Raw genomic sequence first — 20,675 nt, 5'->3', positions numbered from 1 at the left:
GTGGCCCACGCAGACACTGGTCAGTACGCGACGGTAGGCACCGTGCTTCTGGCAGTAAATACGTAAAAGCCTTAATGCTCGTAGGAAAAGTCGACGCGCCTATACCGAAGCAATCATCTACTACGGATTTGGGTGTAGGCCTTTTCCTGTTTGCCCGGTAGAAAAAGCAACGGCGACGTCAGAAACGCCGCCGTTGCAATGCCTCACTTGCTGACGCTGACGCCGTAGAAAGAATTCAAGCCAAATGGGCTGATCTTGAAATCCTGCACGTTGGCGCGCATGGGTTGGTACACCGTCGAGTGAGCGATAGGTGTCATGGGGACTGCATCTTTGAGGACGTGTTGCGCCTGTTTGTACAGTTCGGTGCGCTTGCCCTGATCGGTCGTGCGTTTGGCTTCTTTCACCAGACCGTCGAACTTCTTGTCGCACCACTTGGAGAAGTTGTTGCCGCTGAGCGAGTCGCAGCCGAACAGCACGTTCAGCCAGTTGTCCGGATCACCATTGTCACCGCTCCAGCCAATGATCATGGCCTGGTTCTCGCCACCTTTGGAACGCTTGATGTACTCGCCCCATTCGTAGCTGGTGATCTTCACTTTCAAGCCGATCTTGGCCCAGTCGGACTGGAGCATTTCGGCCATCAGCTTGGCGTTCGGGTTGTATGGGCGCTGTACCGGCATCGCCCACAGCACGATTTCGGTACCCTCCTTGACGCCGGCTTCCTTGAGCAGCTGTTTGGCTTTTTCAGGGTCGTACTTGGTGTCTTTGATGGTGGTGTCGTAAGACCACTGGGTCGGCGGCATGGCGTTGACAGCCAGTTGGCCCGCGCCCTGATAAACCGAATCGATGATCTGCGGCTTGTTCACCGCCATGTCCAGCGCCTGACGTACGCGCAGGTCAGCCAACGGGTTGGCTTCGTTGCTGCCCTTGACCTTGTCCATCACGTTGTAGGCGATGTAGCCCAGGTTGAAACCGGCCTGATCCGGCATCTTCAGCGCTTTGTCTTCTTTCAGCGCCTTGAGGTCGGCCGGACGCGGGAACAGGGTGACCTGGCACTCGTTCTTTTTCAGTTTCTGGATACGCACCGACGGGTCGGTGGTGATGGCGAAGATCAGGTTGTCGATCTTCACGTCTTCAGGCTTCCAGTAATCCTTGTTGCCGGTGTAACGGATGTTGGAATCTTTCTGGTAGCTCTTGAATACGAACGGACCAGTGCCGATCGGCTTCTGGTTGATGTCGGCGGCTTTGCCATCCTTGAGCAGTTGGGCCGCGTATTCGGCGGACTGCACGGAAGCGAAGCTCATCGCCAGGTTCTGGATGAACGCAGCATCGACTTCTTTCAACGTGAACTTGACGGTGTGGTCGTCGACTTTATCGATCTTGGTGATGTTGGTGTCCATCCCCATGTCGGTGAAGTACGGGAATTCGGTCGGGTACGCCTTACGGAAAGGGTCGTCCTTGTTGATCATGCGGTTGAAAGTGAACAGCACGTCGTCGGCGTTGAATTCACGAGTCGGCTTGAAGTACGGCGTGGTGTGGAACTTGACGCCTTCGCGCAGATGGAAGGTGTACGTCAGGCCGTCATCGGAAATGTCCCACTTGGTTGCCAGACCAGGAATCACAGCGGTGCCGCCGCGCTCGAACTGGGTCAGACGGTTGAACATGGTTTCGGCTGAGGCGTCGAAGTCGGTTCCGGTGGTGTACTGGCCTGGATCGAAACCGGCCGGGCTGCCTTCGGAGCAGAACACCAGGTTAGTCGCAGCGGATGCGAACGGTGCGGAGGCTAACAAGCCTGCGCCGACTAAAAACGGAATGACCGCGTGTTTAAGCATGTTGGCCTCATGATTTGTTGTCATTTTTTAGTAGTGAGGTACGACCTCGTGAGTCGTGCCTGCGGATACTTATGCAGGGGCCATACCCAATGCAAGATCCAGAGCGGTCGGCGGCGTCAAAGCGTGGCACGAACGTACCTTAATGTCGCATCCGTGTAACTTCTGACGCATTTGACCGTTTGCGGACGGTTTTTACGGTGCAAATCGAGCCCCAAAACAGTGCGCTGGTCACGTTGTGCGCGCTGCGTTGGGGCTCGGTGTTACCTATTTATACCCACGCCATAGAAGGGGGTGAGACCGAACGGGCTGATACGGAAATCAGTGACTTCCTTGCGCAGCGGCTGGAACACCGTTGAATTGGCAATCGGCGTGATTGGCACTTGTTGTTTAAGGATCAGTTGCGCCTGTTGATACAGCTTGATCCGTTGCGCTTTATCGGTGGCGACTTTGGCTTGCTGAACGAGCTTGTCGTAGGCCGGATCACACCATTTGGCATAATTGCTGCCCTTCACAGCGGCGCAGCTGTAGAGCACGCCGAGCCAGTTGTCCGGGTCGCCGTTGTCGCCGGTCCAGCCGTAGATCATCGCGTCGTGCTCGCCGTTTTTCGCGCGTTTGATGTACTCGCCCCACTCGTAGCTGACGATGTTGGCCTTGATGCCGATTTTCGCCCAGTCCTGCTGGATCATCTGCGCCGACATGCGTGCATTCGGGTTCGATGCGCGCTGCACTGTCATCGCCCAGAGGTTGATGGTTGTACCCGGCGCAACCCCTGCTTCTTTCAGTAGCACCCGGGCTTTTTCCGGGTCATATGGCGCGTCCTTGATGTTCGAATCGTACGACCATTGCGCGGGGGGCAAGGCGTTGTGTGCCAACTGGCCGGCACTCTGGTAAACGGCCTTGATGATCGCCGGTTTATCGATAGCCATGTCCAGCGCCTGACGCACCTTGAGCTGGTCCAGTGGTGGATGAGTGGTGTTGTAGGCGAGGAAACCGAGGTTGAAGCCGGGCTGCTTGAGCACGCGCAGGTTCGGGTCTTTTTCCATCACTTCGATATCGGCGGGGCGCGGGTAGCCGCTGACCTGGCATTCACCGGCCTTGAGTTTCTGCAGGCGTACGGCCGCGTCCGGGGTGATCGAGAAGATCAGGTTATCGATTTTGACGTCTTCGGGTTTCCAGTAGGTCTTGTTCGCGACGTAGCGGATCTGCGAATCCTTCTGGTAACGCTTGAACACGAACGGGCCGGTGCCGATGGGTTTCTGGTTAAGGTCGGCGGCTTTGCCTTGCTTCAACAGCTGCGCGGCGTATTCGGCCGATTGCACCGAGGCGAAGCTCATGGCGAGGTTCTGCACGAAGGCGGCGTCGACGTTGTTGAGGTTGAACCGCACGCTGTGCTCGTCGATTTTCTCCACCGATTTGATCGTGGTGTTCAGGCCCATGTCGGTGAAGTACGGGGACTCGGCGGGGTAGGCCTTGCGGAAGGCGTTAGCCGGGTCGAGCAGGCGCTGGAAGGTGAACAGGACGTCGTCGGCGTTGAAGTCGCGGGTCGGGGTGAAGTAGTCGGTGCTGTGGAATTTCACCCCTTCGCGCAGGTGGAAGGTGTATTGCAGGCCGTCGCTGGAAACATCCCATTTTGTCGCCAGGCCGGGTTCGATCTCGGTGCCGCCGCGCTGGAATTGGGTGAGGCGGTTGAAGACGGTTTCGGCGGAGGCGTCGAAGTCGGTGCCGCTGGTGTATTGGCTCGGGTCGAAGCCGGCGGGGCTGGCTTCGGAGCAGTAGACCAGGGTGGTGGCGGCGTGTGTGATCGGGGCTATGGCCGTTAGTGCGAGGGTGATCAGTAGTGGTTTGAGGGTGAATCTTGGCATGGAGTCCCCGGGGATTTGCTGGTTATGTTTTTCAGGGTAGCGGGGATTTGGGGGGCTTCGGAAATATCGTTTTTTGTGTTGGGGTGTCTGTCTCGGCATATAGAGGCTTGGTTTGGGGGTATATCCGTTGCTTCGGGTGGTGCGGCTGGCGGTTTCGCCCTTACGGCGAGTCCCTTTTTCAGACGCCAAAAAGGAACCAAAAGGCTTTGCTCCTACGTACGGCCCTCGCAGGCTCGGGTCCCTTCGCTGCGGGACCGATCCGGGCGCAGCGGCTACGGTTTGCTGCGCTGCACCTCCTTCCGCTGTGTCTGGCTGCGCCAGACGGTCGCTGCGCTCCCACGCCCGGATCGATCCCTCCACTCAGCCTTCCGACGTCGCCGGTGACGCAAGATCAAAAGCAGGCGAGCTGGCACTCGGCCTATTGAGTGGTGAGAAGCGACGCATGGCTTGGGATTTTCGGTGGATTCGCCCCTCACCCCAGCACTCTCCCCCAGGAGAGGGAGCCGATTCGTGGGCCATTCAAAACCTGAGTTCGACTCGGTATTTCAGGTCAGCGTACCTTTCGCATCCACCGCGGTCAGTCCCCTCTCCCTCCGGGAGAGGGCTAGGGTGAGGGATGGCTTTTGGCTGTTTAAAGCTGTGTCAGATAACCAGAACCTTCCCACAAGGTTTTCAGGTTGTCCGTCGGACGCTCGCTCTCTAGGCTCTGGGTGTCGCTGAATGTTCAGTGATCGGGTGTGAGAACCCGCTGAGCTTGAAACTAGCACCAGTAAGACCATAATTGCGGCCGGCTTATCAGCTGTCGTATGCCTTATGGCGGCTGTGTGCGGGCAGACTTCGGTCTGGCCGGTTTTCTGCTCACCGGTTTCTCACTCCGCACATAGCTGCCACCCTTCGCCACGTGAGAAATGGCTAAGGGCGGCTCGAATTACGAGCAGATTTTTATGAAAGATAAAATTGTCCCCGATCCACCGCTTGACCCGCAATCCCTCTCGAAGACGCCATCCGCGCCGACAATCAAATCAAGAACCGCGAAGCCATCAAGCGCGCCCTCCATTTCTATCTCTGCACTCCACCCAGCAAACCCCACCCGCCCAGCACGATGTTTCTAATCCAGCCCGATATCGATACCGAAAGCCTGCTGGCTCACGCCTGCGAATCCCTTGCTTCAGCGAACACGCTGGCCAGCGATTTCGCCGATCAGCTCGGTCGTCCGCAGCGCAATACGGCGCTGGCGATTCAGCAGATCATCATGCTGGCGGAGCTGGCGGTGAATCGGGCGCTGGATCGGGTTGATCCGCAGGCTTGAGACCGCGTCATCGTTGTTCGCGAGCAGGTGGAATGCATTTCAAACTGTGGGAGCGAGCCTGCTCGCGAAGGCGGCGGAACATTCACCACAAATCCCCGGCATAAAAAAACCGCCGATCATTCACCGATCGGCGGTTTTGCATTCAGCTCGCTTCAATTCACTGCATCACCACTTCAATCGAGCCATCGGCGGTCATGCTGACCCGGCTGGTGCCGGCTTCGACTTCTGGGGTTACCGGGGCTGAATCCATGGCGGCAGCTTTCATCATCATCGGGGCGCGCAGGTACGGTTGTGGGTAACCGTTGCTGTTGAGGTTCAGGTTGACGATTTTGTAGCCTTTGCCGCCCAGGGCGTCGGTGGCCAGTTGTGCGCGGGCCTTGAAGGCGGTGACGGCTTCTTTGAGCAACTGGTCTTCGCTGGCCTTGCGGGTCGGGTCGGCGATGGCGAAGTCCATGCCGCCCATTTTCAGGTCGGTCAGCAGCTCGCCAGTGAGTTTCGACAGGGCGGCGAAGTCGGTGCTTTCCAGGCGCAGTTCGGCGCGTTCGCGCCAGCCGGTGATTTTCTGGCCCTTGGTGTCGTAGATCGGGTAGCTGTTGCGGCTGCCCGTGCGCAAGGTGACGTCCTTGACTTGCTTGGCCTGGGCTGTTGCCTTGTTCATCGTGGTGCTGATGGCGGCGGCGAGTTTGGCCGGGTCGGTGTTCTGGTCTTCGGTATAGAGCGTCACGATCATCTGATCGCGGGCCACTTCCTGGCTGACTTCGGCGCGCAGGGAAATCTGGTTGTAATGCAGCTCATCGGCGGCCAGGGCCGGAAGGCTGGCGATGCTGCCGACGGTCAGGGCGAGAAGGGCGGCGCTGCGGCGAACTGTGTGCATGAAAGCTCCTTGAGGGGGCGCAGGTGTTGGTTCGAGCCTGCGTGAACCATCAGACTCTAACTTTTATGCTCCGGTTCGCCCAGTTACAACTTCTATACAGATGGCCGGGGCTGCTGCGCAGCCCTTTGCGAGCAGGCTCGCTCCCACCTTTGAAATGCGTTCCCCCTGTGGGAGCCAGCCTGCTGGCGATGAGGGCCTCACAACCGGCAAAGATCTTTTCGCCATGTGGTCGTTTGCCGCACTTTCGCCTCTGGACCCCGCGCCTTGGTTATACTCCCTGCGATCCGCCTGGAGCGCTCATCAGGAGAGCTCATGCTCGCCCCCGTACAACTGACTTCCGCCACTCGCCAGAACCTCTGGCGGCTGACTTTCATCCGCACCCTGGTGCTCGCCGCGCAGGCCGGTTCCGTTGGCCTGGCGTATTGGCTGCAATTGTTGCCGTTGCCGTGGGTGCAACTGGCGATGACCCTCGGCTGCTCGACCTTGCTTTGTGTATTCACCGCCGTGCGCCTGCGCACGTCGTGGCCGGTGACTGAGCTTGAATATGCGCTGCAACTGGCCTGCGATCTGGTGATCCACAGTGCGCTGCTGTATTTCTCCGGCGGCTCGACCAACCCGTTCGTTTCCTATTATCTGGTGCCGCTGACCATCGCGGCGGTGACGCTGCCGTGGCGCTATTCGGTGATCCTGTCGGGCATTGCGCTGGCGCTGTACACGGTGATGCTGACGCGTTTCTATCCGCTGGAAACCTTGCCGGTGGCCCGCGAGAATCTGCAGATCTACGGCATGTGGCTGAGCTTCGCGCTGGCGGCGGCGGTGATTACCTTTTTCGCTGCGCGCATGGCTGAAGAGCTGCGTCGGCAAGAAGAATTGCGCGCGATTCGCCGTGAAGAAGGCCTGCGCGATCAGCAATTGCTCGCGGTCGCCACTCAGGCCGCAGGGGCTGCCCATGAACTTGGCACGCCGCTGGCGACCATGAGTGTTTTGCTCAAGGAAATGCAGCAGGACCATCCCGATCCGATGTTGCAGGACGATCTGAAGGTGCTGCAGGATCAGGTCAAGTTGTGCAAGGAAACCTTGCAGCAGCTGGTCCGTGCCGCCGAGGCCAACCGGCGTCTGGCGGTGGAGATGCAGGACGTTACCGACTGGCTCGACGAAGCGTTGAACCGTTGGCACTTGATGCGCCCGGAGGCCAGTTATCGCTTCCAGCGTCTTGGCCAGGGCAGTGTGCCGCGCATGGCGCCGCCGCCGGATCTGACCCAGGCGCTGCTCAATCTGCTGAACAATGCCGCCGACGCCTGCCCGGATAACCTCCAGGTCACCCTGGATTGGGATGCGGAAACGCTGACCATCAGCATTCGCGACCACGGCGCCGGTGTGCCGCTGGCCATTGCCGAGCAGATCGGCAAACCGTTTTTTACCACCAAGGGCAAAGGTTTCGGCCTGGGCCTGTTTTTGAGCAAGGCCAGCGTGACACGCGCCGGCGGCTCAGTGAAACTCTATAGTCATGAGGAAGGCGGCACGCTCACCGAGCTGCGCCTGCCCCACGGCGCCCGAGGAGACCTAACATGAGTGACGAAATCCAAGTCGAAGGCGAAGAACTGCCGCATTTGCTGCTGGTCGATGACGACGCGACCTTCACCCGCGTGATGGCACGCGCCATGGCCCGCCGTGGCTTTCGCGTCAGCACCGCCGGTTCCGCCGAAGAAGGCCTGACCATCGCCCAGGCCGATCTGCCGGATTACGCCGCGCTCGACCTGAAAATGGACGGTGACTCCGGTCTGGTGCTGCTGCCCAAGCTGCTGGAGCTGGACCCGGAAATGCGCGTGGTGATCCTCACCGGTTATTCGAGCATTGCCACTGCGGTCGAGGCGATCAAGCGCGGTGCCTGCAATTACCTGTGCAAACCGGCCGACGCTGACGACGTGCTGGCCGCGTTGCTGTCCGAGCACGCCGACCTTGACAGTCTGGTGCCGGAAAACCCGATGTCGGTCGACCGCCTGCAGTGGGAGCACATCCAGCGCGTGCTCACCGAACACGAAGGCAACATCTCCGCCACTGCCCGCGCCTTGGGCATGCACCGCCGCACCCTGCAGCGCAAACTGCAGAAGCGCCCGGTTCGTCGCTGAACCTGCGCTGAACGACTATCGCCAGCCCTCGCGATGAAACGCACCGATCATCTATGATCGGTGCGTGTCTGTTCTTATCTTTATCGAGCCTTATCCATGAATCAGAACGCTGAATATTCCGCGGTCAACGATGCTGTGCGCGGGCAGTTTTTTCGCAAGGTCTGGGCGATGACCACGCCTTATTGGCGCAGTGAAGAGAAGGGCAAGGCCTGGACGTTGCTGATTGCCGTGATTGCGCTGACGTTGTTCAGCGTGGCCATCTCGGTGTGGATCAACAGTTGGTACAAGGACTTCTACAACGCCTTGCAGAAGAAGGACGAGGCGGCGTTCTGGCAGTTGATCCTGTATTTCTGCGGTATCGCTGCGGTGGCGATTCTGGGCGCGGTGTATCGCCTGTACCTGACGCAGATGCTGACTATCCGCTGGCGGGCGTGGCTGACCGAAAAGCACTTCAAGCGCTGGCTCGACCACAAGAACTATTACCAGCTGGAGCAGGGCGGTTATACGGATAACCCCGACCAGCGAATTTCCGAAGACCTCAATACTTACACGGCCAACACCCTGAGCCTGGGCCTCGGGCTGCTGCGCACGATTGTCAGCCTGGTGTCGTTCTCGATCATTTTGTGGGGCGTTTCGGGCAGCATCGAGGTCTTTGGTATCGAGATTCCCGGCTACATGTTCTGGTGTGCGCTGCTCTATGCGGCTGTCGGCAGTTGGCTGACGCACCTGATCGGTCGCCGCTTGATCGGTCTGAACAACCAGCAGCAACGCTTCGAGGCCGACCTGCGTTTCTCCATGGTGCGGGTGCGGGAAAACGCCGAAAGTATTGCGCTGTACAACGGCGAGCCGAATGAAAATCGCCGGTTGAGCAGCCGCTTCGGCCTGGTCTGGCACAACTTCTGGGACATCATGCGCGTGTCCAAGCGTCTGACGTTCTTCACCTCCGGCTACGGCCAGATCGCAATTATTTTCCCGTTTATCGTCGCGGCGCCGCGCTACCTGTCCGGCAAGATCGAACTGGGCGAGCTGATGCAAATCAACTCGGCGTTCGGCAACGTGCAGGAGAACTTCAGCTGGTTCATCACTGCCTACGCGGATCTGGCCGCGTGGCGCGCGACCTGTGATCGTCTGCTGAGCTTCCGTCAGGCCATGAGCGACAACGAAGAGCGGGCGCCAGCCATTGATGTGCAAAACCAGGGCAGCGAATTGCAGGTGCATAACCTCGGGCTGGATCTGGCCGACGGCCGTCATCTGTTGACCAGTGCCGACATGACCGTGGAACCGGGTGAGCGAGTGATGCTCAGCGGGCGTTCCGGCAGCGGCAAGTCGACGTTGCTGCGGGCGATGGGGCACTTGTGGCCGGCGGGGCATGGCAATATTCGCCTGCCAGCGGCGCGCTATCTGTTCCTGCCGCAGAAGCCTTATCTGCCGATCGGCACCTTGCGTGAGGCGCTGAGTTATCCACAACCGGGCGACTCTTACCCAACAGAGCGTTATGCCCAAGTGCTGGAAACATGTCGATTGCCGCATCTGGTCGGGCGGCTGGACGAAGCCAATCACTGGCAGCGGATGCTGTCGCCGGGCGAACAACAGCGCCTGGCCTTTGCCCGAGCGCTGCTCTATGCACCGCGATGGCTGTACATGGACGAAGCGACCTCGGCGATGGACGAAGAAGACGAAGCGACGTTGTACCAGGCGCTGATCGATCAGATTCCGGGGTTGAGTATCGTCAGTGTCGGCCATCGCAGCAGTCTGAAACGCTTCCATCCTCGGCATGTGCGGATCGATAGCGGGCATTTGGTCGAACAAACCGTAACGGCCTGACACCACGCATTCCCTGTAGGAGTGAGCCTGCTCGCGATAGCGGTATGACAGTCAAAGAGGTTGCCGACTGAACTGACGCCATCGCGAGCAGGCTCACTCCTACAAAGGGCATTGTGATCTGGGCGGTGATCGTACAACCCGCTTGAGCTATGATGGCCGCAAGCCGAACTTTCGAGACAAGATGCAGACCATGGAAAAGCTGATGGACACCCCGCGCCTACCGCGCAAGCGCCGCAGTCTGGCTCAGGAACTGGTGACGGTGCTGAGCGAGCAGATCCGTGACGGTCTGCTCAAGCGTGGCGACAAGTTGCCCACCGAGTCGGCGATCATGGAAGCCCATGGCGTCAGCCGCACCGTGGTGCGTGAAGCGATTTCCCGGCTGCAAGCCGCAGGTCAGGTGGAAACCCGCCACGGCATCGGCACCTTCGTGCTCGACACGCCTAGCCCGAGTGGTTTCCGTATCGACCCGGCGACCGTCGTCACCCTGCGTGACGTGCTGGCTATCCTCGAATTGCGCATCAGCCTCGAAGTCGAATCCGCCGGCCTCGCTGCGCAACGTCGCAGCCCGGAACAATTGGCGACCATGCGCGCCGCCCTTGATGCGTTGAACGAAAGCGCGTCCCACGCCAGTGATGCCGTGTCGTCAGACTTTGCTTTCCACCTGGAAATTGCATTGTCCACGGGCAACCGCTATTTCACCGACATCATGACGCACCTGGGCACCAGCATCATTCCGCGTACGCGGCTGAATTCGGCGCGCCTGGCCCATGATGATCAGCAGCACTACATGAGCCGCCTGAGTCGCGAACACGAAGAAATCTACGATGCGATTGCCCGGCAGGATTCCGATGCTGCGCGTGCGGCGATGCGGTTGCACCTGACCAACAGCCGCGAAAGACTGCGCCAGGCCCATGAAGAGGCACAGGCGCAGGGGTAGTGCCTAACGCACTATGGCAACTTTGAGCTCTGAAGACATGGCAGGGATTTGACCGTCTCGCGAGATGCTGTACCGCAACCGGGCATCTGCTCCCGCAGCGAGACCCTTCGAAAAATGATCCCTCTCAATTCCGAAGATAATCTCCTTGCCGACATCAGCGGAAGTCAGGACTTTCGAGTAATCCCATTGCTTGTTGCCGATGACAAGCATCAGTTTCACTTGGTCCCCTAGCGTGGCTCCTTCATAAGCAGGTACCACAGCGTCGGTCGGGTCTTTAATTGTGCTGACAGAGATAATGCCGTTTGCTGCTTCTGTCAGTGCTGGAGCGGGCAAAGGGGGGAGCGTTGCGTTAGTCATTGTCAACATCCTTTTGTTAAGTCTGATTTGACGAAATGCGGGAGCTTGTCTCGCGTATTCCATTTAAGGATCGCTAAACCTGCTGCCGCACCTGTAAGAAATACCAGTCCCGACCAACGGTCAAAACGTCAAACGCACAGTCCATCACGCCTCGATCCGCAACCTCAACGCCTGCGAATACGGCTCCATACTCGACTCATCGCGAAACTTGTAGCGCAGCTCCACCTCGCGGCCCAAATACGGTTGCAGCGCTTCTTTCGGCAGCTGCACTTCGATGTCGAACAGCTTTTCCATTTCATCCTCGGCGTCGTCCCAGGCGCCCGTGTCCACCTCATCACCCTCCCATTCAGGTTCTTCAGCATCGCTGCCGAGGATCGCGTAGACGGTCCAGTTCGCCGCGAAATCGCTGGAATCCGGAACCTGTACAGCGAGGATCTCCGGCAATTGCGAGAGCTGAAGCGTGACGCAGTCATCCTGAGCGGGGGCGGCATGAGAAAGGGTAGGGGCAGCAAAATGCATCGACATGACGGCTTCCTTTGAGTGGTCCGCCACGATCCTTCGTGGCAGTCGACGTACTTTACGAGCCGCTGGTCTCCTCAGAATTAAACGAATCCAGACCAGATATTTCAGACCTGGAAAGCGTCAAGCACGCACCTCATAGCCATTTCAAAACGCGCGAAGGCCAATCTTGTCCGACAAAAAATCGCTGCCAAAGATGAAATGCAGTTGACGGTTATCTTTTAAGTTGTACGATGACCTACAACTTCAGCCAAGGCTGAACGGTCCACTCACAATAAAACGTTGCTACCAGGGTGTTCGAATAATGAATCCACAAGAACTGAAGTCCATCCTCTCTGCCGGCCTGCTGTCGTTCCCGGTGACCGATTTCAACGCGCAAGGCGATTTCAACCGCGCGGGCTATATCAAACGCCTGGAATGGCTGGCTCCGTATGGCGCTTCGGCCCTGTTCGCAGCGGGCGGCACCGGTGAGTTCTTCTCCCTGGCCGCCAGCGAATATTCGGAAATCATCAAGACTGCCGTCGACACCTGCGCGACCAGCGTGCCAATCCTCGCCGGTGTGGGCGGTTCGACCCGTCAGGCCATCGAGTACGCTCAGGAAGCCGAGCGTCTGGGCGCCAAAGGCCTGCTGCTGCTGCCGCACTACCTGACCGAAGCGAGCCAGGACGGGGTTGCCGCTCACGTTGAAGCCGTGTGTAAATCGGTGAACATTGGCGTGGTCGTCTACAACCGCAACGTTTGCCGCCTCAACGCGCCGCTGCTGGAACGTCTGGCCGAGCGCTGCCCGAACCTGATCGGCTACAAGGATGGCCTGGGCGATATCGAGTTGATGGTGTCGATCCGTCGCCGCCTCGGTGATCGCTTCAGCTACCTCGGTGGTCTGCCGACCGCCGAAGTCTACGCCGCGGCCTACAAGGCCCTGGGCGTGCCGGTCTACTCTTCGGCGGTGTTCAACTTCATCCCGAAAACCGCGATGGACTTCTACCACGCGATTGCTCGTGAAGATCACGCCACTGTTGGCAAGATCATCGACGATTTCTTCCTGCCGTACCTGGACATCCGCAACCGCAAGGCCGGTTACGCCGTGAGCATCGTCAAGGCAGGTGCAAAAATCGCCGGCTATGACGCAGGTCCGGTGCGTGCGCCGCTGACCGACCTGACCGGCGAAGAGTACGACATGCTCGCCGCGCTGATCGACAAGCAAGGCGCGCAGTAACACCTGAGTAAAGCGAGGCCGCTGAGCAATCAGCGGCTTTTTGCGTAAAGGCTTTTAGAGTTGAGGGCTGCCCTGTGACAACAGCAAAACGCTACGACAACTACATCAACGGCGAGTGGGTCGCCGGTGCCGATTACTCGGCCAACATCAACCCGTCCGAATTGAGCGACAACATCGGCGACTACGCCAAGGCTGACCTGAACCAGGTCAACGCTGCCATCGACGCCGCCCGCGCGGCATTCCCGGCGTATTCCACTTCAGGCATTCAGGCCCGTCATGATTCGCTGGACAAAGTCGGCACCGAAATTCTCGCCCGTCGCGAAGAGCTCGGCACGCTGCTGGCTCGCGAAGAAGGCAAGACCCTGCCGGAAGCCATCGGCGAAGTGACTCGCGCCGGTAACATTTTCAAATTCTTTGCCGGTGAATGCCTGCGTCTGTCTGGCGATTACGTGCCGTCGGTACGCCCGGGCGTCAACGTTGAAGTCACTCGCGAAGCGCTGGGCGTGGTCGGTCTGATCACCCCGTGGAACTTCCCGATTGCCATCCCGGCGTGGAAGATTGCTCCGGCCTTGGCCTACGGCAACTGCGTGGTGCTCAAGCCTGCCGATCTGGTGCCGGGCTGCGCCTGGGCGCTGGCGGAAATCATCTCCCGCGCTGGCTTCCCGGCCGGCGTGTTCAACCTGGTAATGGGCAGCGGTCGCGTGGTTGGCGAGGCGTTGGTCAACAGCCCGAAAGTCGACGGCATCAGCTTCACCGGTTCGGTGGGCGTTGGTCGCCAGATCGCGGTCAACTGCGTTGCGCGCCAGGCCAAGGTTCAGCTGGAAATGGGCGGCAAGAATCCGCAGATCATTCTCGACGACGCCGACCTCAAGCAAGCGGTCGAGCTGTCGGTGCAGAGCGCCTTCTACTCCACTGGCCAACGTTGCACGGCGTCGAGCCGGCTGATCGTGACCGCTGGCATTCACGACAAGTTCGTTGAAGCGATGGCCGAGCGCATGAAGTCGATCAAGGTCGGCCACGCGCTGAAAGCCGGCACCGACATCGGTCCGGTGGTGTCCCAGGCGCAGCTTGAACAGGACATGAAGTACATCGACATCGGCCAGTCCGAAGGTGCACGTCTGGTCAGCGGCGGTGGTGTGGTGACCTGCGATACCGAAGGCTACTTCCTCGCGCCGACTTTGTTCGCCGACAGTGAAGCGTCGATGCGTATCAGCCGCGAAGAGATTTTCGGCCCAGTCGCCAACGTCGTGCGCGTGGCGGACTACGAAGCGGCATTGGCGATGGCCAACGATACCGAATTCGGTTTGTCGGCCGGCATCGCCACCACTTCGTTGAAGTACGCCAACCACTTCAAGCGCCATTCCCAGGCCGGGATGGTGATGGTCAACCTGCCGACCGCCGGTGTCGATTACCACGTACCGTTCGGTGGCCGTAAAGGCTCGTCCTACGGCTCGCGCGAGCAGGGGCGCTATGCGCAAGAGTTCTACACGGTCGTGAAAACCAGTTACATCGGCTCCTGACCCTGTGGGAGCTTGCCTGCAAGCGATGGCATCACCGCGGTGTGACTGAAACACCGCAGTGAGGCCATCGCCGGCAGGCCAGCTCCCACAAAAGCAAGACCAAAGAAGCTTCACCCCGCATAAAAATAATCAGTGGGAGTACATCTACATGCAATCGTCCAAGCCGACTCACGTCCGCTATTTGATCCTGCTCATGCTGTTTCTGGTGACCACGATCAACTACGCCGACCGTGCCACGATCGCCATTGCCGGCTCCAGCCTGCAAAAGGATCTGGGCATCGACGCCGTCACCCTCGGCTACATCTTCTCCGCATTCGGTTGGGCCTACGTGGCCGGGCAAATTCCCGGTGGCTGGCTGCTCGATCGCTTCGGCTCGAAAAAAGTCTATGCCCTGAGCATTTTCACCTGGTCGCTGTTCACCGTGCTGCAAGGCTTTGTCGGTGAATTCGGCATGTCCACCGCGGTGGTGGCGCTGTTCATGCTGCGTTTCCTCGTGGGCCTGGCCGAAGCGCCATCGTTCCCAGGCAACGCGCGCATTGTGGCGGCGTGGTTCCCGACCGCTGAACGCGGCACTGCCTCGGCGATTTTCAACTCGGCGCAGTACTTTGCCACCGTGTTGTTCGCGCCGCTGATGGGCTGGATCGTCTACAGCTTCGGCTGGGAACACGTGTTCATCGTCATGGGTATCCTCGGCATCGTGTTCTCGCTGGTCTGGCTGAAAGTGATCTACAGCCCGCGCGAGCATCCACGCATCAATGACGCCGAATTCAAGCACATCGCCGACAACGGCGGCATGGTCGACATGGACCAGAAGGGCAAGAAGGCCGACGGTCCGAAGTGGGACTACATCCGTCAGTTGCTGACCAACCGCATGATGCTCGGCGTGTATCTGGGCCAGTACTGCATCAACGGCATCACCTATTTCTTCCTGACCTGGTTCCCGGTGTATCTGGTGCAAGAGCGTGGCATGACCATTCTCAAGGCCGGTTTCATCGCTTCGTTGCCGGCGATCTGCGGCTTTATCGGTGGCGTGCTGGGTGGGGTAATTTCCGACTACCTGCTGCGCAAGGGCCACTCGCTGACCTTCGCCCGCAAGGCACCGATCATTGCCGGTCTGCTGGTGTCGAGCAGCATCGTGGCGTGCAACTATGTCGAAGTTGAGTGGATGGTCGTTGGCTTCATGGCCCTGGCATTCTTCGGCAAAGGCGTGGGCGCACTGGGCTGGGCGGTGGTGTCCGACACCTCGCCGAAGCAGATCGCCGGTCTGAGTGGCGGCCTGTTCAACACCTTTGGCAACATCGCCTCGATCACCACACCGATCGTGATTGGCTACATCATCAGCTCTACCGGTTCGTTCAAATGGGCGCTGGTGTTTGTCGGTGCCAACGCACTGGTCGCAGTGTTCAGCTATCTGGTGATCGTCGGCCCGATCAAGCGCGTGGTCCTGAAAGAGCCGCCTGCCAAGGGCGGTAATGAGGCCACCGGCAATTTGTCTCAAGCGCATTCCTGAGGAGCGGCGTCATGCAGTTGATTGAACATTCCGACTCGCCGCGCTACATCCGCCTGCACGAGCGGGACAACGTTGTAGTGGTGGTCAACGATCAGGGCGTACCGGCCGGTACCGAGTTTGCCGACGGCCTGGTGACGGTGGATTTCGTTCCGCAGAGCCACAAGGTCACCCTGGAAGACATCCCCGAGGGCGGCGCGGTGATTCGCTACGGGCAGATCATCGGTTATGCCTTGCAGCCGATCCGTCGTGGCAGTTGGGTCAAGGAAGATCAACTGCGCATGCCGACCGCGCCGCCGCTGGACAGCTTGCCGCTGTCCACCGACGTGCCGGACGCGCAGGCTCCGCTGGAAGGCTTCACCTTCGAGGGTTATCGCAACGCCGACGGTACCGTCGGCACGCGCAACATTCTCGGCATCACCACCACCGTGCAGTGCGTCACCGGCGTGCTCGATCATGCGGTGAAAAGGATCAAGGAAGAGCTGCTGCCCAAGTACCCGAACGTCGATGACGTGGTGGCACTGACCCACAGCTACGGCTGCGGCGTGGCGATCACCGCCACCGACGCCTACATCCCGATTCGCACCGTGCGCAATCTGGCGCGCAACCCGAACCTGGGCGGCGAGGCGCTGGTGATCAGCCTGGGCTGCGAGAAATTGCAGGCCGGGCAGGTGATGCACGAGGACGATGCCTCGGTGGATCTCAGCGATCCGTGGTTGTATCGCTTGCAGGATTCCAGTCACGGCTTTACTGAAATGATCGAGCAGATCATGGAACTGGCCGAAGTTCGTTTGAAGAAGCTCGACCAACGCCGCCGCGAAACCGTGCCGGCGTCCGAGCTGATTCTGGGTATGCAGTGCGGCGGCAGCGATGCCTTCTCCGGCATCACCGCCAACCCGGCGCTGGGTTTTGCCTCGGATCTGCTGCTGCGTGCCGGGGCGACGGTGATGTTTTCCGAGGTCACCGAAGTCCGCGACGCGATCTATCTGCTGACCTCTCGCGCGCAAACGCAAACCGTCGCGGAAGAGCTGGTGCGCGAAATGGACTGGTACGACCGTTACCTGGCCAAGGGCGAGGCCGATCGCAGTGCCAACACCACGCCGGGCAACAAGAAGGGTGGCTTGTCGAACATTGTCGAGAAGTCGCTGGGTTCGATCGTCAAGTCGGGCAGCAGCGCGATCAACGGTGTGCTCGGCCCGGGCGAGCGCTTCAAGCAGAAGGGTTTGATTTTCTGTGCGACGCCGGCGAGTGATTTTGTCTGCGGCACCTTGCAACTGGCGGCGGGGATGAACCTGCATGTGTTCACCACCGGGCGCGGCACGCCTTATGGGCTGGCGATGGCGCCAGTGGTCAAGGTCTCGACGCGAACCGAACTGGCGCAGCGCTGGCCGGATCTGATCGACATCGATGCCGGGCGCATTGCTACCGGACGCGCGACCATCGAGGAGTTGGGCTGGGAGCTGTTTCACTACTATCTGGATGTGGCGAGCGGCAAGCAACAGACCTGGGCGGAGAAGCACAAGCTGCACAACGACATTACCTTGTTCAACCCGGCGCCGATTACCTGAAACCGCGTCATCGTTCTTCGCGAGCAGGCTCGCTCCCACAGGGAAATGCGTTACAAATGTGGGAGCGAGCCTGCTCGCGAAAGCGATCCGCCAGACGCCGAATGCGTGATCGTTCCCACGCTCTGCGTGGGAATGCCTCATGTGACGCTCCGCGTCACGCTTTGGGGGCGCAGAGCGTCCCGGGCTGCATTCCCACGCAGAGCGTGGGAATGATCAGGGTGAAAGTGGCTTATCATTAGCCTCCTATCGACGCTCACCCAAGGCTCCCCGGCATGCTGGCAATCTTCCTCGAAACCCTGAACATCACCGCGCCGGTATTTGCCATGCTGTTTCTCGGTGTGCTGCTCAAGCGCATCGACTGGATCAACGACAACTTCATCCACACCGCCTCGTCGCTGGTGTTCAACGTGACCATGCCGGCGCTGCTGTTTCTCGGCATTCTGCATGCTGACCTGCACGCCGCCCTGCAACCGTCTCTGCTGATCTACTTCTCCCTCGCCACCCTGGTGAGCTTTGCCGTGGCCTGGGGCTGGGCGATTTTCAAATGCCCGCGTGAGGATCGCGGCATCTACACCCAAGGCGCGTTTCGCGGCAATAACGGTGTGATTGGTCTGGCCCTCGCGGCGAGCATGTACGGCGACTACGGGATTTCCCTCGGCGCTATTCTCGCGGCGCTGGTGATTCTGTTCTACAACACTCTGTCGACCATCGTCCTGGCGGTTTACAGCCCGGTGATCAAGTCCGATCCGTGGAGCATCTGCAAAAGCGTGTTCAGCAATCCGTTGATCATCAGCGTGATCGCCGCGGCGCCGTTTGCCTATTTCAAGATCGCCTTGCCAGGCTGGCTGGAGACGTCGGGTCAGTACCTGGCGCAGACCACATTACCGCTGGCGCTGATCTGCATCGGTGGCACGCTGTCGCTGGCGGCGTTGCGCAAGAGCGGCAAGCTGGCGCTCAGTTCCAGCTTGGTGAAGATGGTCGGCTTGCCCGTACTGGCGACACTGGGCGCGTGGCTATGGGGCTTTCGTGGGGCGGAGCTGGGGATTCTGTTTCTGTACTTTGGCAGCCCGACGGCAGCGGCGAGTTTCGTCATGGCGCGGGCGGCGCAGGGCAACCATGAACTGGCGGCGGCGATTATCGTAATGACCACGTTGATGGCAGCGATTACCACCAATGTCGGGATCTTTGTGTTGCAGTGGGGCGGGTGGATCTGACCTGGATTGTGCGGTGCTGCTGATGGCCCCATCGCGAGCAGGCTCACTCCTACATTTGGAATGCGTTCCCCTTGTAGGAGCGAGCCTGCTCGCGATAGCTATTTCAGCCGCGCCGAATCACTCAGGTTTCTGGTAGCTATCAATCACTTCCTGCGCCGCACGAAACGCATCGATCGCCGCCGGCACCCCGGCATACACCGCACAATGCAGCAGCGCTTCACGAATCTCCTCCACCGTGCAGCCATTGTTCAACGCACCGCGCACATGGCCCTTCAACTCTTGCGGACACTTCAGTGCGGTCAGCGCGGCGAGGGTGATCAGGCTGCGGGTTTTCAGCGGCAGGCCTTCGCGGTTCCACACCCCGCCCCAGGCGTGTTCATTGACGAAATCCTGCAACGGCTGGGTGAACTCGGTGGCGTTGTCCAGCGCGCGATCAACGAACGCGTCGCCCATTACCTGACGGCGGATTTCAACCCCGGACTGCTTCGCTTCGGTCATGGCATATCCTTCTTGTGATGTTGACGGCGCCAGGCGCGTATCGACGTGAACAACAAAAAAATCAACAGCGGCGGCAAGACGTAAAACAGCATCAGTCGCTCGAGCCGGCCGGCCAACGGCATGCCGGTGGTAAACGACACCACATGCAGCCCGTAGACCAGATACAAACCGAGCAACAGCAAACCTTCGGCGCGGGTCACGCGGTAGCCGGAGTAGAACACCGGCAGGCACAGCGCCGCGACCCCGAGCATTACCGGCAAATCGAAATCCAGCGCATTCGGCGAGACCGAGAGTGGCGTCGGTGCGATCAGCGCAGTGAGGCCCAGCACGCCGAGCAGATTGAACAGGTTGGCGCCGATCACGTTGCCGACGGCGATATCGCGTTGCCCGCGCAGTGCGGCGATCAATGAGGTAGCCAGTTCTGGCAATGAAGTACCGACCGCGACGACGGTCAGGCCGATCACCCGCTCGGAGAAACCCAGGTCGGTGGCAACCACGACGGTGGCGCCCAGCAGCAGATGCCCGGCAAACACCAGCATTGCCAGGCCGATGCTGATCATCAACAAATTACTCAGCCATGAAGCCTGGGCGACGTCGGGTTGTTCGGAGTGTGGCCGTGTCGAGTTACGCGACTGGCGCAACAGCAAGCCGAGGTACAACGCCAAAGCGGCGAGCAACAAGATGCCGTCAAAGCGACCGATCTCTTTGTTCCAGGCCAGCAGAAACACCAGCAGGCTGGCGCCGATCATCAGCGGGATATCGAGTCGCACCAATTGCCGTGAGACGCGCAGCGGAATGATCAGCGCCGACAGTCCGAGCGTGACGAGGATGTTGAAGATGCTGCTGCCGACCACGCTGCCGACCGCGATGTCCGGGTTGTGCGCCAGCGCTGCCTGCAGGCTGACGGCCATTTGCGGTGCGCTGCTGCCGAGGGCGACGATGGTCAGGCCGATGATCAGTGGCCGTACATGCAAGCGCGCTGCCAGACGCACCGCCGCGCGCACCATCAGTTCGGCACCGAAGATCAGCAGGCACAGGCCGGCGAGCAGTTCGATCAGGCTGATCAGGGGGAGGTCGGCTAATCCGAAAATGGTCGGCGCTCCATTAATCGAGGGCCTGTACGCGAACCCGCGCGGTGCCGCTGCGCAGCATGCCGATCTGCTCGGCGGCCTCGCGTGACAAGTCGATTATCCGGCCACGGGTGTGCGGGCCGCGGTCGTTGATGCGGACCACGACCGACTCATCATTTTTCAAGTTGGTGACTTTCACCCGCGTGCCGAAGGGCAATTGGCGGTGGGCGGCAGTCAGGGAATGCTGGTTGAACGCTTCGCCGCTGGCGGTGCGTTTACCGTGGTGTCTGGCTCCGTAATAGGAGGCGACGCCGCTCTGGTCGTAACCGTGCGGGTCGATGGTGTCGGTGCTGGCGCAACCGGCCAGCAGGGAGAGCAGGGCGCTGCTCAGGAACAGACGCTTCATTCAAAGGTATCCCGAATCAAATGTAGGAGTGAGCCT

The 20,675-nt window shown here is 59.9% G+C and carries 17 protein-coding genes and 1 pseudogene; 10 read left to right on the top strand and 8 right to left on the bottom strand.

Translation table 11 applies throughout. The annotated features are described in order from the left end of the window. Positions 1–203: 203 nt before the first annotated feature. Together J3P75_RS23595 and J3P75_RS23590 are read right to left on the bottom strand one after the other, a co-directional pair. Positions 204–1,829, bottom strand: coding sequence for an ABC transporter substrate-binding protein (locus tag J3P75_RS23595; protein ID WP_090281748.1), 1,626 nt, complete (start codon positions 1,827–1,829; stop codon positions 204–206). Between the two features lie 260 nt (positions 1,830–2,089). Then, complete coding sequence (locus J3P75_RS23590) at positions 2,090–3,691, bottom strand: ABC transporter substrate-binding protein (RefSeq protein ID WP_434708377.1); 1,602 nt, start codon at positions 3,689–3,691, stop codon at positions 2,090–2,092. A gap of 944 nt (positions 3,692–4,635) precedes the next feature. Here J3P75_RS23590 and J3P75_RS23585 point away from each other — a divergent pair. Continuing rightward, a pseudogene (locus J3P75_RS23585) lies at positions 4,636–5,000 on the top strand (DUF6124 family protein). Between the two features lie 157 nt (positions 5,001–5,157). Here J3P75_RS23585 and J3P75_RS23580 read toward each other — a convergent pair. Continuing rightward, the gene (locus J3P75_RS23580; RefSeq protein WP_434708376.1) at positions 5,158–5,874 is read right to left on the bottom strand and encodes an SIMPL domain-containing protein; all 717 of its coding nucleotides are present in this window, start codon (positions 5,872–5,874) and stop codon (positions 5,158–5,160) included. A gap of 312 nt (positions 5,875–6,186) precedes the next feature. Between J3P75_RS23580 and J3P75_RS23575 the strand changes: the two genes are divergently transcribed. From J3P75_RS23575 to J3P75_RS23560, 4 genes are all read left to right on the top strand, one after another. Beyond that, positions 6,187–7,446 (top strand): ATP-binding protein, encoded by a 1,260-nt coding sequence (locus J3P75_RS23575; protein ID WP_434708375.1) that lies wholly within the window; start codon positions 6,187–6,189, stop codon positions 7,444–7,446. After that, the gene (locus J3P75_RS23570) at positions 7,443–8,003 is read left to right on the top strand and encodes a response regulator transcription factor (RefSeq protein ID WP_003221630.1); all 561 of its coding nucleotides are present in this window, start codon (positions 7,443–7,445) and stop codon (positions 8,001–8,003) included. Before J3P75_RS23575 ends, J3P75_RS23570 begins: the two co-directional genes overlap by 4 nt. A 96-nt stretch (positions 8,004–8,099) precedes the next feature. Beyond that, the gene (locus J3P75_RS23565; RefSeq protein WP_434708374.1) at positions 8,100–9,827 is read left to right on the top strand and encodes an ABC transporter ATP-binding protein/permease; all 1,728 of its coding nucleotides are present in this window, start codon (positions 8,100–8,102) and stop codon (positions 9,825–9,827) included. 190 nt (positions 9,828–10,017) lie between these two features. After that, complete coding sequence (locus J3P75_RS23560; RefSeq protein ID WP_434708373.1) at positions 10,018–10,764, top strand: FadR/GntR family transcriptional regulator; 747 nt, start codon at positions 10,018–10,020, stop codon at positions 10,762–10,764. A gap of 3 nt (positions 10,765–10,767) precedes the next feature. Here J3P75_RS23560 and J3P75_RS23555 read toward each other — a convergent pair whose 3' ends face one another. Then, positions 10,768–11,121 (bottom strand): hypothetical protein, encoded by a 354-nt coding sequence (locus J3P75_RS23555; RefSeq protein WP_434708372.1) that lies wholly within the window; start codon positions 11,119–11,121, stop codon positions 10,768–10,770. A gap of 144 nt (positions 11,122–11,265) precedes the next feature. Further along, positions 11,266–11,646: a hypothetical protein gene (locus J3P75_RS23550; RefSeq protein ID WP_434708370.1), complete on the bottom strand. Its 381-nt coding sequence runs from the start codon at positions 11,644–11,646 to the stop codon at positions 11,266–11,268. A gap of 298 nt (positions 11,647–11,944) precedes the next feature. On the opposite strand from J3P75_RS23550, the gene kdgD reads away from it, so the two are divergent. From kdgD to J3P75_RS23525, 5 genes are all read left to right on the top strand, one after another. Then, entirely contained in the window at positions 11,945–12,856 is a 912-nt protein-coding gene (gene kdgD / locus J3P75_RS23545; protein ID WP_090281755.1) for a 5-dehydro-4-deoxyglucarate dehydratase, read from the top strand. A 74-nt stretch (positions 12,857–12,930) separates the two neighbouring features. Then, on the top strand, positions 12,931–14,376 hold the full coding sequence (locus tag J3P75_RS23540; protein WP_434708369.1) for an aldehyde dehydrogenase family protein: 1,446 nt from the start codon (positions 12,931–12,933) through the stop codon (positions 14,374–14,376). A 148-nt stretch (positions 14,377–14,524) separates the two neighbouring features. After that, positions 14,525–15,886 carry an MFS transporter gene (locus tag J3P75_RS23535; RefSeq protein WP_090281757.1) on the top strand — a complete coding sequence of 454 codons (1,362 nt, stop codon included), beginning with the start codon at positions 14,525–14,527 and terminating at the stop codon, positions 15,884–15,886. Between the two features lie 11 nt (positions 15,887–15,897). Continuing rightward, entirely contained in the window at positions 15,898–17,451 is a 1,554-nt protein-coding gene (gene garD, locus J3P75_RS23530; protein WP_208938746.1) for a galactarate dehydratase, read from the top strand. A 272-nt stretch (positions 17,452–17,723) separates the two neighbouring features. Further along, the gene (locus tag J3P75_RS23525) at positions 17,724–18,665 is read left to right on the top strand and encodes an AEC family transporter (RefSeq protein WP_434708368.1); all 942 of its coding nucleotides are present in this window, start codon (positions 17,724–17,726) and stop codon (positions 18,663–18,665) included. A 117-nt stretch (positions 18,666–18,782) separates the two neighbouring features. Here the strand turns inward: J3P75_RS23525 and J3P75_RS23520 are convergent, their stop codons facing one another. From J3P75_RS23520 to J3P75_RS23510, 3 genes are all read right to left on the bottom strand, one after another. Next, on the bottom strand, positions 18,783–19,163 hold the full coding sequence (locus tag J3P75_RS23520) for a carboxymuconolactone decarboxylase family protein (RefSeq protein WP_434708367.1): 381 nt from the start codon (positions 19,161–19,163) through the stop codon (positions 18,783–18,785). Further along, positions 19,160–20,170 carry a calcium/sodium antiporter gene (locus J3P75_RS23515; protein WP_434708366.1) on the bottom strand — a complete coding sequence of 337 codons (1,011 nt, stop codon included), beginning with the start codon at positions 20,168–20,170 and terminating at the stop codon, positions 19,160–19,162. The genes J3P75_RS23520 and J3P75_RS23515 overlap by 4 nt, the downstream gene beginning before the upstream one ends. 97 nt (positions 20,171–20,267) lie before the next feature. Further along, positions 20,268–20,639: a septal ring lytic transglycosylase RlpA family protein gene (locus J3P75_RS23510; protein ID WP_434708365.1), complete on the bottom strand. Its 372-nt coding sequence runs from the start codon at positions 20,637–20,639 to the stop codon at positions 20,268–20,270. Positions 20,640–20,675: the final 36 nt, after the last annotated feature.

The organism is Pseudomonas sp. R1-1, from assembly GCF_051132135.1.
Classification (GTDB): Bacteria; Pseudomonadota; Gammaproteobacteria; order Pseudomonadales; family Pseudomonadaceae; genus Aquipseudomonas.
The sequence above is the reverse complement of the archived record's forward strand: the minus strand, read 5'-3'. Positions and strand labels throughout refer to the sequence as shown.